Source organism: Mycobacterium sp. UM_CSW (assembly GCF_000455205.1).
Classification (GTDB): domain Bacteria; phylum Actinomycetota; class Actinomycetes; order Mycobacteriales; family Mycobacteriaceae; genus Mycobacterium.
In genome coordinates this window covers 36,680-51,958 of the sequence record NZ_AUWQ01000058.1, presented here as the reverse complement: position 1 = coordinate 51,958, position 15,279 = coordinate 36,680, and the positions used below count along the sequence as shown (strand labels likewise).

The window sequence follows — 15,279 nt, the reverse complement described above, 5'->3', positions numbered from 1 at the left end:
CCCGCCGGCCGCACCGGCGCCGCCCAGGCCGCCGGCCCCGCCGTTGCCGAAGATCCCGGCCTGCCCGCCGTTGCCGCCGGCCACGCCGGAGATGGTGGAGTCCCAGCCTTTACCGCCATTGCCGAGCAGCAAGCCACCGTTCTGGCCATTGGGGCTGGCTTGGGTCCCGTCGGCGCCGTCGAAGAACAGCGGGGCACCGACGAGCTGCTGGCTGGTCTGGTTCAACTCGTACATCACGGTCCCCAGGATGTCCGTCCTGGGCGGCGGGGTCGCCCCGGAGGCGTCGGCCACCGCGTTCCAGATCGGCGCGAAAATCGAATAGGGCGAAATGCTGGCGGCGTTGGTCGCCTCGGCCGCCGCATATGCCCCGCCCGACCCGGTCAGGGCCTGCACGAACTGGGATTGAAACGTCGCCGCCTGAGCGCTCAAGGCCTGAAACTGCTTTGCGACGTCGGAGAACACGGACGCGACCGCCGCCGAAACCTCGTCACCGGCCGCCGCGACGACACCGGTGGTCGAGGCCGCCGCCGCCGAATTTGCGGCGCTGACCGACGAGCCGATGCTCGCCACCTTCGCCGCCGCGGCCGCAAGCACATCCGGCGCTGCGATCACATAGGACACGGCTGACCTCCGAAGACCGCCTCCGGCTCGCAGGCCTTCACACGACGATCACGATCCACTGACGAAAGTGAAAACGTATCCCGTTGCACACGTGTCTTACAACGTTTCACGGGATTTCGTCCATCGTGTTCCGCACCCGCGGCGGGCCGGTCGGAAACGGCGACGAGGCGGCGTCCCGGCGTACGCGCTTGCCACTGCAGCGCGGTCACCGTTGCCAACCCCGGTCATGATCGGCACACATAACGTCATTCATCTCATCCCGCCGTAATCGATCCTAAATCACGATCCGGTGCGGCATTCTCAACTTTGCGTATCTTTCGGTCGTCCGGCGCAAAAGTTCGCGAAAACGCGCCGGGTTGCCGCTACCGAGGACGTCGGATGCCATCGGCGGGGCGCGTCGACGCGCCGAGAGCCGTCCGCCCCGGTTGGCCGGCTGCCCCGAACCGGTGAAATTTCCGTTGCCGGCAATTTCCCGGGCTCGTCGGCGCCCGTCTCGTCGTCGCCGTTCGGGCTGGTGAACTCCAATTACGTTCGGCAGCCGGCGTGCGGGTCGGCAAACCAAGTGAAAACCTAAATTTGCGTCAGGGAAACTTCGCCGGCTTCGAAAAGGAATTTGCCCTCCCCGAGCCCAACGACCCGTACCATCGACCCTTCCACGAACCCCGGCCGGTACCAGATGCCATGTCAAGCAGGGCAATCAGTTCGTAATGTCCGCACGGGAGGTCCATTTCCGGGCGATAGTTGCCGACATGAAAATGTTTACTGGATCCATTCTCACTTGGCAGATGTTTAATAGCGAAATGCCGCGGGTAAAAATTGCTAAAACTGCCTTCCAGATGGAAAATTACCGATACTGGATCGGTGGCGCGCGATTGGGGGAGCATGGACGAGGACGACTTTCTGGTCGCCGTGGGGGAAGCGGCGCAGGACGCGGTGTGGAAGACGCAGCACCCACTCACCCACCACTTGGCAGAGGACGACCCGCGCCGCGTGCAATACCTGCGTGAGTACCAGATGGCAGTCGGTCGCCAAGTGCTCGCCGCGATCGAGAAACTGCGGCGCGGCGGTTCCTGCCTTGACACACCCAGAGAATGCGCGCCCGTAGCTGATTTCGCGTTCCTTCCGGTAGCGCAGGTGCCGGGTGAGCGCCTCCTTCCGTAGGCCTTAGCCGACTCGACGCCCGCGCCGGACCCCACCCCGGGGTCCGGCGTATGGCTATCACGAATCGCCCACATCCTTCGGGTGGGCAACGGTAGTTTCAGTGCTGTGCCGCCGGTATGGCTGCGGCAATTAACGCTGCGCTCTTGGCGTCCCGTGCGGACGGACGAAGGAGGATGGGTGAAAACCATTCCTAAAATGCTGGTCTTCGGTGTTGTCGAGTTCGTCGTGTTCGGCGCGATGCTGTTTTTTCCCGCGGGCACATTCAATTACTGGCAGGCATGGGTTTTTCTGGTGGTCGTCGGAATCACGGCCTGGATCCCCGCGGTCTACCTACTGCGTAGGAATCCCGCCGCGCTGGAGGCCCGGATGCGAGGGGGGCCGGTGGCCGAGGCCCGGCTGGCGCAGCGCGTCATCATCGCCGGCTTGTACGGATCGCTGGCCGCCATGGTCGTGGTCAGCGCCCTCGATCATCGCTTCGGCTGGTCGCCGGTGCCGACGGCGGTCTGCGTGTTCGGCGACGTCCTGGTGGCCATCGGGCTGGGCGTGGTGGCGCTGGTGATCATCCAGAACAGCTACGCGTCGGCGACCGTCCAGGTGCAGTCGGGCCAAGAGGTCGTCTCCAGCGGTCTGTACGGGCTGGTGCGGCATCCGATGTATACGGGCAACGTGATCATGATGGTCGGCATCCCCCTTGCGCTCGGTTCTTACTGGGGACTGGTTTTCGTCGTTCCCGGCCTGCTCGTGCTGGCCTCGCGCATCCGCGACGAGGAGAAGCTGCTCCAGCAGGAGTTGAACGGATACCGCGAGTACACGCAGAAGGTTCGCTACCGGCTAGTGCCATCCATGTGGTAGCGACCGCGCCGGCCCCGGGTGCGGCTAATCGCCGGCCGGGCTGGCGGCGGGAACGTCCACCGCGCAGGCATGTCCGGCCAAGCGCTGGCTCAACCGCCTGACCGACGGGGCCTCGAACAGCGCGGTCACCTCGAGGTCGGCGTCGAGGGCCGTGTTGATCGTGGCGGTGGCTCGCATCGCGGCAAGGGAGTCCCCGCCGAGGTCGAAGAACGACTCGTCGATTCCGACGTGGTCCACCCCGAGCACCTGCGCGTAGATGCCGGTCAAGATCTGTTCGACCAGGCTGGTGGGGGCATGGTGGCCGTTGCCGTTGCCGTTGTGGTTGTGATCGGGCACTGACGGCGCCGGCGCCGGGTGGTAGCTCGACCGGTCCGGGCGCGCGTGCTTCCCGTCGTCTCGTACCTCGATCAACGACAACGGTCGCGTCGGGCCGGTGGTCATCGCGACCAGCGTCTGCTGGAACCGCTCGATCAGCGCCTCGATGTCGGCCGGTGAGAAAACGTCCGCGCGGAATTGGACGTGCAACTCCAACTCTCGGCCCGGCAATGCTTGGACGGTGAGCGGGTAGTGGTAGTAGTCGCGGTTGGCGATGTCGGTGATGGCCAACCCGTCGGTCCCCGCCAAGGCGGCGGGATCGGCGGGGTAGTTCTCGTAGACGAACACGGTGTCGAAGAGCCTTGCGTGGCCGGTGACGCGGTGGACCTCGCTCAGCGCCAGATGCTGGTGATCCAGCGTGCGGTTGTGTTCGCCTTGCAACTGATCCAGCAGGTCGGCGGTGGTGGTCTCCCCCGTGATGGTCGCCCGCACCGGCACCGTGTTGATGAACAGGCCGACCATCGAGTCCGCGCCGGGCACCTCGGCCGGCCGCCCGGAGACCACGGCGCCGAAGGCGACGTCGCGCTGGCCGGTCAGCCACGTCAGCAGCTGCGCCCAGGCGGCCTGCAGCACGGTGCTCACGGTGGTGTGCCGCGTGCGCGCCAACTCGCCAAGCGCGCGGGTGGTGTCTTCGGGCACCCGGAACGACGCAACGCCGCGCCGGCCCAGCCCGAACCAATCCGGCGGCCCGACGAGTGTGGGCGCGGCGAAGCCGTCGAATATCTCGCGCCACACCGCGCGGGCGCCGTCGACGTCGCGGCCGGCCAGCCACGACACGAACCTGCGATACGAGCCGGCCGCGGGTAACCGCTGGCCGTAATAGCTGGCGAACAGTTCGCCCAGCAGGATCGGCAGCGACCACCCGTCCAGCACGATGTGGTGATTGGTCAGCACGAACCGGTGCCGGTCTTGCCCGGTGCGGATCAGCGCGACCCGCAGGGCGGGATGGTCGGCCAAGTCGTAGACCGCGGCGCGTTCGGCGGCGCAGATCTCCTGGATCTGCTCGTCGACGTCCGCATCGCCCCCGCTGAGGTCGAGATAGCGCCACGGCACCACGGGGTCGGCCGGGATGATCTGCACCGGTTGGTCGAACCGCGCGCTGAAGCGGGCCGCCAGGTTGGGGTGGCGGGCGACCACGGTGTGCACGGCGTCCCGCAGGCGGTGCTGGTCGAGCCGACCGCTCAGCGTGACGTCGAGCTGCACCGCGTACACGTCGTCGCCGCCCTGGGCGGTGCTGGCGTGGAACAGCAGCCCCTGCTGCAACGGGGTAAGCGGCAGCACGTCGGCGATGCGGTATTGCCGCGCCAGCTCGTCGATCTGCAGTTGGCTCAGCCGGGCGGGCGTGATGTCCGACGGCGTCAAGCCGCCGCCACCGCTGCGCACGTGCGCGCAGATGCCGGCCAGCGCGTCGAACCACAACCGGCTCAGCCGGGTGACCCGCGCCTGATCCAAAGCCGACGGGGCCCACGTCCACCCCGCGCGCAGGCGGGGACCGGTCTCGGCGTCCAGGGTGCCCGCGTTGAGCTCGACGGTGTGCATCAGCGGCATGGGCGTCGCCGCGGCAACGCCGGTCACCGACCAGCCGTCCTGGCGGATCTCCCAGATGTCCCCGGACACCTCGGTCGCCGCGGCGCCCAGCCGCCCGAGGTAGTTGAACCCGATCGTCGGGTCCGGCCCCTCCAGGTCGACGTCGCTGTTCAGGTAGCGCAGCATCCCGTAGGTCAGACCGTCCGGCAGGGCGCGAAGCTGCTCCTTGGCGTCTTTGATCACCGCGCCCAGCCCCGCGTCGCCGGCCAGGACCTGCGCCCAGTCCAGCCCGCCCACCGCGAGCGCAACGGGGTACTTGGTGGTGAACCACCCCACGGTGCGCGACAGGTCGACGGTAGAGTCCAGCTCCTCCTGGCGCCCGTGGCCTTCCGCGTCGATCACGATGGGCGCGGCGCCAGTGCCCAAGAACTCGGCACAAGCCAAGGCGAACGCGATCAACAAGATCTCGTGGATGCCGGCGTGGAACGCCGCCGGCACCTCGCCGAGCAGCATCCGGGTCGTCTCGGCGTCGAGCTCGACCGACAGGTTCCCGGCGGTCGCATAGGTATCCACCGCGGGTTGCACCGCCGGCAACTCCGCGGGCAGCGCGGCGATCTGCCGCCACGCGCGCGCCTGCTCCACGACCTCGGGACGGTGGGCGTGCTCGGCCAGCAGCGCCGCCCACCGGGCGAACGACGTCCGTGGCGCCGGCAACACGACCTGCTGGCCGCCGCGGTGCTGCGCCCAGGCCAGGTTGAGGTCCTCGAGCAGGATCCGCCACGACACCCCATCGACCGCCAGGTGGTGAACGATCAACAGCAGCTGCCCGGTGGGAGCCGCCCACAGCGCGCTCAGCATCACCCCGGTGGCCGGGTTCAACCGCGACCGCGCCGCGGTGACCGCGTCGTCGGACAGCACGTCCACCGTCTGCACGCACCCGCGCGCGTCCACCGCACCGGGCTCGGGCACCGTCACCGACCACCCGTCGGTGCCGTCGGTGTTGTAGTCGTCGACGCGCAGCCGCAACATTGGGTGCCGATCCAGCAAGGCCTGCAACACCGCCACCACGTCGGACGACGTCACCCCCACCGGGGCCTGCACCAGCACGGTCTGGTTGAACTCGTCGACCGGTCCATCCACGCTCTGCAGCCAGCGCATGATGGGCGTGGCCAGCACCGCGCCGACGCCCTCGTCGATCACCTCGGCGTCGTCGGCGACCACCCCGGCCGCCCGGGCGAGCTTGGCCACCGTCTGCTCAACGAAGATGTCGCGCGGCCGAACCACCACGCCGGCGGCGCGCGCCCGCGCCACCACCTGCATCGACAGGATGCTGTCCCCGCCGAGTTCGAAGAACGACTCCTCGACCCCGACCCGCTCCAGCCCCAGCACCTGCGCGTAGATGCCGGCCAGGATCTCCTCGACCGCATCGGCCGGGGCGCGGTAGTGATCGACGTCCTGATACTCCGGCGCGGGCAGGGCGCGGGTGTCGAGTTTGCCGTTGACCGTCAGCGGCAGCGCGTCCAGCGCCACCACTGCCGCCGGCACCATGTAGGCCGGCAGCCGGTCGGCCAGCGCGGCGCGCACCTCGGCCGGGTCCGCCGTCCCGGTCACGTAACCCACCAGGCGCTTGTCGCCGGGGCGATCCTCGCGGGCGATCACCACCGCCTGCTCGACGCCGTCGAGGCCGTTCAGCGTCGCCTGGACCTCGCCGAGCTCGATGCGATAGCCGCGGATCTTGACCTGCTCGTCGGCGCGGCCCATGTAACGCAGCTGCCCGTCGGCGCCCCAGCTCATCAGGTCGCCGGTGCGGTACATGCGCGCCCCCGGCCCGCCGAACGGACACGCGACGAACCGCGTCCCGGTCAGGCCCGCCCGCCCGATGTACCCGTGCGCCAAGCCGGCGCCGGCGACGTACAGCTCGCCGACCACACCGGGGGGCGCGGGCTGCAACGACCCGTCCAGCACGAAGAAACCCAGATGGCCCAGCGGCACCCCGATGGGGCTCACGGCCGTGTCGACGTCGTCGGCGACGATCTCGCGGAACGAGGCGTGCACCGTCGTCTCGGTGATGCCGTACATGTTGATCAGCCGGGGCCGGGCCGGGTGACTGTCCAGCCACGTGCGCAGGCGCTGCGGTTCGAGCGCCTCGCCGCCGAACACCACGGCCTCCAGCTGCAACTGGGACGCCAGCTCGGGCTGCAACGCGTCGGCGGCCTGCAGGGCGTAGAACGCCGACGGCGTCTGGCTCAGGACGCTGACCCGTTCGGTCACCAGCAGGGCGTGCAGGTCTTCGGGCGAGCGCACCACCGAGTCGGGCGCCACCACCACGCGCCCGCCGTAGAGCAGCGCGCCCCAGATCTCCCACACCGAGAAGTCGAACGCCAGCGAGTGACACTGCGACCACACCCGGCCCACCAGGTCCATGTCACCGGCCAGGGTGTCCAGCAGCCGGGTGACGTTGCGATGCGGGACCGCGACGCCCTTGGGCGTCCCGGTCGTGCCCGAGGTGTAGATGATGTAGGCGACGTCGTCCGGGCAGGCCGCGGGCAACGACGTGCCGAGGCGGGCGTCAACGGCGGGGGCGGCGGTGTCTTCGGAGGCGTCTTGGACATCGATGATCAGCAGATCGTGTCCGTCCAGCCGCGCGCGGTACTCCGCGGTGGTGATCGCGGCGACGGGCGCGGCGTCGCCGAGCACGAACTGCATCCGGGCCTCCGGCACCGCCGGATCGATCGGCACGTACGCCGCCCCGGTCTTCACCACCGCCAGGATCGCCACGATGGCCTCGGCCGAGCGGGGCAGCAGCAGCGCCACGCGCCGGCCCGGCCCCACGCCCCCGCGGACCAACAGGCGCGCCAACCGGTTTGCCGCGTCGTCGAGTTCGCGATAGGTCAGCGACCGGTCTTCGAAGGTCACCGCGGCGGCGTCGGGCACCCGCGCCACCTGCGCGGCGAACAGCTCCGGAATCGACACCGGCGGGCTCGCCGGTTCGGTCAACGCGACCCGATTGCCCCAGTCCTCCAACCGGATTCGCTCGGCGTCATCGAGCACGCCGATCGACGACAGCCGCCGGGTCGGGTCGCTGGTCATCGCCACCAGCACGCGCTGCAACCGCTCGATCAGGGTTTCGATGGTGGCCGCGTCGAACACGTCGGTGCGGAATTCCACCACCCCGCCGATGCCGGCCGGCTCACCGCCCGCGTCCAAGTGCTCTTCCAGGGAAAGCGCCAGGTCCATGCGGGCGGTGCCGGTGTCCACCGGCATCTGGGTGAGCTCCAGCTCTCCCGCGGCGAACCTGGCGGTGGGGTCGCCGGCGGTGTCGTGCAGGGTCCGCCAGGCCAGCATCACCTGGACCAGCGGGTGGTGGGTCAGCGACCGGGTGGGGTTCAGCCGCTCGACGACCACTTCGAAGGGCACGTCCTGGTGTTCGTAGGCGGCCAGGCTGCGCGCCCGCACCTGGGCCAGCAGGTCGGCGACGCTCGGGTCGCCCGCCACGTCCACGCGCAACACCAACGTGTTGACGAAGAAGCCGACCAGCTCGTCGAGCGCGGGGTCGCGGCGTCCCCCGATCGGAAAGCCCACCGCCACATCGGAACTCGCGCTGAGCTTGGCCAGCAGCACGGCCAGCGCGGCTTGCATCACCATGAAGTTGGTCGCGTTGTGTTCGCGGGCCACCCGCACGACCTGCCGCTGCAACTCGACGGGCCACTGCAGCACCACGCTGGCGCCCCGCTGATCGGCCACCGCGGGGTAGGGCCGGTCGGTGGGCAGCCCGAGCCGCTCGGGCATCCCCGCCAGTGCTTCCTGCCAGTACGCGAGCTGCGCGGCGATGGGGCTGTCCTGATCGTTGAGATCGCCGAATTGCGCGCGCTGCCACAGCGTGTAGTCGACGTACTGGACCGGCAACGGCGTCCAACCGGGTTCCTGCCCGAGACACCGACTGGCGTAGGCGACGGATATGTCACGCACCAGCGGGGGGATCGACAGGCCGTCGGCGGCGATGTGGTGCACCACGGCGACCAGCACGTGTTCGTCGTCGGCGACGCGGAAAAGCCTTGCCCGCAAAGGGATCTCGGCCCCCAGATCGAAGCTGTGCCGCGCCGTCTCCTCGATGCCCGCCTGCAGCCGGCGTGGCGACCACGCGGTCGCGTCGACCACGTCCCAACCGAAGTCGGCCTGCTCGGCGGGCAGCACCAGCTGTTGCGGTATCCCGTCGGGGGCGGCGAACAGCGTGCGCAGGCTTTCGTGGCGGCCCACCACGTCGGCCAGCGCCGCGCAGAACGCGTCGGCATCCAGCCGCCCGCGCAGCCGCAGCGCCACCGCCAGGTTGTAGACCGGTGACGGGCCCTGCAGCTGGTCGATGAACCACAACCGGTGCTGGGCGAACGACAACGGAATGACCGCGGGCCGCTCGACGGCCACCAACGGGTCCAGGCCGCCCTCGTCACCGTGCAGGCGCGTCGCCAGCTGGGCCACCGTGGGCGCCTCGAACACGGCGCGCACCGCGACGCCGGCGCCCAGGCCGGTGTTGATCGCGGCGACCAGGCGCATCGCCGACAGCGAATCCCCGCCCAGGTCGAAGAACGAGTCGTCCACCCCGACCCGGTCCACGCCCAACACCTGGGCGTAGATGCCGGCCAAGATTTCCTCGGTCGGATTGCTCGGGGCGCGGTAACGATCGGTGGCCTCGTATTCCGGTGCCGGCAGGGCCCTGGCGTCGAGCTTGCCGTTGACCGTCAGCGGCAACGCGTCCAGCGCCACCACCGCGGCCGGCACCATGTACGCCGGCAGCCGCTCGGCCAGCGCGGATCGCAGGGCGGCCGGGTCCGCGGTCCCGGTGATGTATCCGACCAGGCGCTTGTCGCCGGGGCGGTCCTCGCGGGCGACCACCACCGCCTGCTCGACGCCGTCGAACGCGGCCAGAGCGGCCCGGACCTCGCCCGGTTCGATGCGGTATCCGCGGATCTTGACCTGCTCGTCCGCGCGGCCCAGGTATTGCAGCTGCCCGTCGGCGCGCCACCGCACCAGGTCGCCGGTGCGGTACATCCGGGTCCCCGGCGCGTCCGCGCCGGCGAACGGGCAGGCCACGAAGCGCGAGGCGGTCAGCCCGGTCCGGCCGACGTATCCGACGCCGACGCCCCGGCCGGCCACGTACAGTTCCCCGACCACACCGGCCGGCACCCGCCGCAGCGACTCGTCCAGGACGAACAGCGCCGCCGTCGACACGGGCGCACCGATCGGAGCCGCGCCGGACCCCGCCTGCAGCGGCGCGCTCATCGAGGCGTACACCGTGGCCTCGGTGGGTCCGTAGGCGTTGACCACCACCCGCCCGGGCGCCCATTGGTCCACCACCTCGGCCGAGCAGGCCTCGCCGCCGAGCAGCACCGCCTCGGCCTCCAACCGTTGCGGGGACAGGGCGGCCACCGCCGACGGGGTTTGGGTGAGCACGCTGACCCGCTCCCGGGCCAGCAGGTCGTGGAAGTCCTCCGGTGAGGCGACGACGGACGGGGGCACCACCACCAGCCGCCCGCCGCCGAGCAGTGCGGCCCAGATCTCCCAGACCGAGAAGTCGAACGCGTACGAGTGGCATTGCGTCCACACCTGCGTCGCCGGCAGGGACGGGTGCGACGACTGCGCCAGGTGCGCCAGGTTGCGGTGGGCGATCGCGACGCCCTTGGGCGTCCCGGTGGTCCCCGAGGTGTAGATCAGGTACGCGATGTCGTCGGCCGACGGCGCCGGCAGCGCGGTGGCCGGTTGGTCCTCGACGGCGGGGTCGTCGAGATCAGCGATGTCGATGACCGTCAGCTCCCGCCCGTCCAGCCGGTCGGCCAGCCCGGCGGTGGTGACCGCGGCGACGGGCGCGGCGTCGCCCAGCATGAAGTCGATCCGGGCCGCGGGCAGCGCCGGGTCGATGGCCAGGTAGGCCGCCCCGGTCTTGAGCACCGCCAGCATCGCCACGACGGCCTGGGCCGACCGCTCCAGCAGCAACGCCACACAACCACCGGGGCCCACGCCGCGGCCAGACAGCAAGTGCGCGAACCGATTAGCGGCCTCGTCGAGTTCCCGGTAGGTCATCGTTTGGCCCGCGAAGGTCACCGCCGGCGCCTCCGGGGCGTGGGCCACCTGCGCGGCGAACAGCTCCGGCACCGACACCGCGGCCGGCGCGGGCAGGCTCAAGACCGCGCGGTTGCCCGCCTCGTCGAGGCGGGCGTGCTCGGCCTCGTCGAGCAGATCCACCGACGACAGCCGCCGCCCCGGGTCCGCCGTCATGGCGGCCAACACCCGCTTCAGCCGCTCGATCAGCGTTTCGATGCTGGCGGCGTCGAACACGTCGGTCCGGAATTCCACCGACCCGGCGATTCCGGCGGGCTCGCCGTCCTCGGTCCACGTCTCCCCCAGCGAGAACGCCAGGTCGGTGCGGGCGGTGCGGGTGTCGAGCGGCAGCGGTGTGACCTGCAGCCCGCCCAGGGTCAGCCCGGCGGGTCCGCCGGCGCCCTGCCCCTGCCCGCTCTGCCAGGCCAGCATCACCTGGACCAGCGGGTGGTGGGTCAGGCTCCGGGTGGGGTTGAGCCTTTCCACCAGTACCTCGAAGGGCACGTCTTGGTGCTCGTAGGCGGCCAGGCTGCGCGCACGCACCTGAGCGAGCAGTTCGGCGACGCTGGGATCGCCGGCCAGATCGACCCGCAACACCAGGGTGTTGACGAAGAAACCCACCAGCTCGTCCAGCGCGGGGTCCCCACGCCCGGCGATCGGAAACCCTACGGACACATCGGAACTCGCGCTGAGCTTGGCCAGCAGCACGGCCATGGCGGCCTGCATCACCATGAAGCTGGTGGCGTTGTGTTCCCGGGCCACCCGGGCCACCTGCTGCTGCAGCTCGGCGGGCCAGTCCACCGACACGGTCGCGCCGCGGTAGTCCGCGACCGGCGGGTAGGGCCGATCGGTGGGCAGTTGCAGATGCTCAGGCATCCCGGACAGGGCCTCTTGCCAGTAGGCCAACTGCGCCGCGATGCGGCTGCCGCTGTCGCTGAGATCGCCGAGCTGCGCGCGCTGCCACAGCGTGTAGTCGGCGTACTGGACCGCCAGATCGGCCCAGTCGGGAGCCTGCCCCACCCTGCGGCAGGCGTAGGCCACCCCGAGATCCCGCACCAGCGGGTTGATCGACGCGCCGTCGGCGGCGATGTGATGCACCACGGCCACCAGCACGTGCTCGTCGTCGGCAATCCGGAAAAGCCTTGCCCGCATGGGGATCTCGGATGCCAGGTCGAAGTGGTGGTGGGCCACGGCGTCGAATGCCTCGGCCAGCTGGCTTTCCGACCAGCCGGCGGCGTCGACGACGGCCCAACCGAAGTCGGCCCGCTCGGGCGGCACGATCAGCTGGCGCGGTATGCCGTCGTGCGCGGCGAACAGCGTGCGCAGGCTTTCCTGCCGGACCACCACGTCGGACAGCGCGGCGCCCAGCGCTTCTTCGTCCAAGGCATCCATCCGCCCGCGCAACCGCAGGGCGACCGCCATGTTGTAGATCGTCGACGGGCCCTGGAACTGGTCGATGAACCACAACCGGCTCTGCGCGAACGACAGCGGGATCACCGCGGGCCGCTCCACGGCCGCGAACGGCAGCAGCGGCTCCAACCGGGCTTCGTCCCCGCCGATTCGGGCCGCCAACTGGGCGACCGTGGGCGCCTCGAACAACGTGCGCACCGAAAGACCGGCATCCAGGCCGGTGTTGACCGCGGCGACCAGGCGCACGGCCGAGAGCGAATCCCCGCCGAGGTCGAAGAACGAGTCGTCCACCCCGACCAGCCGCGGCGGCTCCACGCCCAGCACCTGCGCGTAGATGCCGGCCAACAGCTCCTCGACCGCGGTGGTCGGGGCGCGGTAGTGATCGCCGTCGGAGTATTCGGGTGCCGGCAGGGCCCGGGTGTCGAGTTTGCCGTTGACCGTCAACGGCAGCGCCTCGATGACCATCACCGCCGCCGGCACCATGTAGGCCGGGAGCCGCTCGGCCAGCGCCGCACGCGCCGACGCCCCGAACGACACCGGATCGACGCTGCCGGTGACGTAGCCCACCAGGCGCTTGTCCCCCGGGCGGTCCTCGCGGGCGATCACCGCCGCCTGCTTGACGCCGTCCAGCGCCATCAGCGCCGCCTGGATCTCGCCCAGTTCGATGCGATAGCCGCGGATCTTGACCTGCTTGTCGGCGCGTCCGACGTAGCGCAGCTGGCCGTCGGCGCCCCACCACACCAGGTCGCCGGTGCGGTACATCCGGTGTCCCGGCTCCCCGAACGGGCAGGCCACGAACCGCGTCGAGCTCAGCGCCGGCCGGCCGACATAACCGTCCGCCACCCCGGCGCCGGCCACGTACAACTCCCCGACCACGCCTGCCGGGACCGGCCGCAGCCACCCATCGAGCACGAAGAATCCGAGATGGGCCAGCGGCACCCCGATGGGGCTGGCGATGCTGTCGACGTCGCCGGCGACGATCTCGCGGAACGACGCGTGCACGGTCGTCTCGGTGATGCCGTACATGTTGATCAGCCGCGGCAAGCCGGGATGGTTGTCCAGCCAGCCCCGCAACCGCTGCGGTTCCAGCGCCTCGCCGCCGAACACCACGGCCTCGAGCTTCAGGCGGGGTTCCGGCTCGGGCTGTGCCGCGTCGGCGGTCTGCAACGCGTAAAACGCCGACGGGGTCTGGCTCAGCACGGTGACCTCTTCGGCCACCAACAGGGCGTGCAGCTCCTGCGGCGAGCGCACCACCGAGTCGGGCACGATCACCAGCCGGCCGCCGTAGAGCAGCGCCCCCCAGATCTCCCACACCGAGAAATCGAACGCCAGCGAGTGACACTGCGACCACACCTGGCCCGCCAATTCCAGGTCGACGTCCAGCGTTTCGAGCAGCCGGGTCACGTTGCGGTGCGGGATCGCCACGCCCTTGGGGGTTCCGGTGGTGCCCGACGTGTAGATGAGGTAGGCGACGTCGTCGGGGGCCGGTGCCGGCATCGGGGTGCTGGGTTCGCGATCGATGGCGGGGTCGTTGATGTCGATGACCAACACATCGCGCCCGTCCAGCCGGTCCGCCAGGCCGGCGTTCGTGATCACGGCGATCGGCGCGGCATCGTCGAGCACAAACCCCATCCGGGCGGCCGGCACCGTCGGATCGATCGGCACGTACGCCGCCCCGGTCTTCAACACCGCCAGCATCGCGACGACCGCGTCGGCCGACCGCGGCAACAACAGCGCCACGCGCTGCCCCGGACCCACGCCCTGGCCGGCCAGCAGGTGCGCCAACCGGTTCGCCGCCTGCTTGACCTCGCGGTAGGTCCACGAGCGGTCCCCCGCGCTGATCGCCACCGCCTCCGGCGTGCGCGCCACCTGCGCGCCGAACAGCACCGGAATCGACACCGGCACACCCACCGGCTGGGTCAACCCCGCCCGGTTGCCCCACCGCTCCAGCTGGGCGTGCTCGGCGGGGTCCAGCACATCCGTCGACGACAACCGCCGACCCGGATCGGCCGTCATCGCCGCCAGCACCCGCTTGAACCGCTCGATCAGCGTTTCGATGTCGGCCGCGTCGAACACGTCGGTGTCGAATTCGACGCGCAGACCCATTTCCGTGCCGGGCATGGCCTGGACGGCGAGCGGGTAGTGGTTGTACTCGCGGTGGGTGAAATCGGTGATGGCCAAGCCTTGGTCACCTTGGCCGCCCGACAACGCGGCCGCGTCGAGCGGGTAGTTCTCGTAGACGAACATGGTGTCGAACAGCTGGTCCTGGCCGGTGATCCGGTGCAGCTCGCTGAGCGCCAGGTGCTGGTGGTCGAGCGTGTGCTGGTAGGCGTTTTGCAGTTGATCGAGCAGGTCGGCGGTGGTGGTGTTCGCGGTGATGCTCGCCCGCACCGGCACGGTGTTGATGAACAAGCCCACCATCGTGTCGGCGCCGGGCACCTCGGGCGGCCTCCCCGAGACCGTGGTGCCGAAGGTGACGTCGTGGCGGCCGGTCAGCCACATCAGCAGCTGGGCCCAGGCGGCCTGCACCACGGTGCTGACGGTGGTGTGGCTGGAGCGCGCCAGCTCGCCCAACGCCAGCGTGGTCTGCTCGGGCACCTGGAACGACGCCACGCCGCGCGGCCCCAGGCCCAACCGGCCCGGCGGGCCTATCAGCGTGGGGGTGTCGAATCCGGCCAGCGCTTCGCGCCAGGCTTCGCGGGCGGCATCTAGGTCGCGGCTCGTCAGCCAGGTCACGAAGCTGCGATATTTCGCCGCCGCCGGCAGCCACCGCCCGTGATAGCTGGCGAACAGCTCACCCAGCAGGATCGGCAGCGACCAGCCGTCCATCACGATGTGGTGGTTGGTCAGCACCAGCCGGTGCTGATCTTCGCCGATGCCGATGAGAGCCGCGCGGAAGGCCGGCTGATTGGTGAGATTGCAGACCGCCGCGCGTTCGGCGGCGCACACCTCGCGGATCTGCTCGTCGGTGTCCGGGCGGCCCCCGCGCAGGTCGACGTAGCGCCACGGCACCACGGGATCGGCCGGGATGATCTGCACCGGCTGGTCGAACTTGTCGGAGAACCGGGCCGCGAGGTTGGGATGGCGGGTGACCACCGCGAGCACGGCGTCGCGCAGGCGGTCCTGATCGAGCGGACCACTCAGCGCGATCTCCAGCTGCACCGAATAGATGTCGTCGCCGCCCTGGGCGGTGATGGCATGGAACCACAGCCCCTGCTGTAGGGGGGTCAGTGGCAATAC

Annotated in this window: 4 protein-coding genes; 2 read left to right on the top strand and 2 right to left on the bottom strand. The window is 70.2% G+C overall.

Features of this window, described 5'->3' with window-relative positions:
- The coding region (locus N415_RS33285) for a PE family protein (RefSeq protein WP_275450760.1) at positions 1-621 on the bottom strand (621 nt) is incomplete at its 3' end.
- An 882-nt stretch (positions 622-1,503) separates the two neighbouring features.
- Here N415_RS33285 and N415_RS19860 point away from each other — a divergent pair.
- Complete coding sequence (locus N415_RS19860) at positions 1,504-1,782, top strand: hypothetical protein (protein ID WP_068185782.1); 279 nt, start codon at positions 1,504-1,506, stop codon at positions 1,780-1,782.
- A gap of 177 nt (positions 1,783-1,959) precedes the next feature.
- Entirely contained in the window at positions 1,960-2,634 is a 675-nt protein-coding gene (locus tag N415_RS19855) for an isoprenylcysteine carboxylmethyltransferase family protein (protein ID WP_068185779.1), read from the top strand.
- Between the two features lie 24 nt (positions 2,635-2,658).
- On the opposite strand, the gene N415_RS31590 is transcribed toward N415_RS19855, so the two are convergent.
- Positions 2,659-15,276 carry a non-ribosomal peptide synthetase gene (locus tag N415_RS31590; RefSeq protein WP_068185777.1) on the bottom strand — a complete coding sequence of 4,206 codons (12,618 nt, stop codon included), beginning with the start codon at positions 15,274-15,276 and terminating at the stop codon, positions 2,659-2,661.
- Positions 15,277-15,279 lie beyond the last annotated feature (3 nt).

Excerpts from the sequence above, each read along its gene's own strand:
- N415_RS19860 (WP_068185782.1), top strand. The coding sequence starts at position 1,504 with ATGGACGAGGACGACTTTCTGGTCGCCGTGGGGGAAGCGGCGCAGGAC.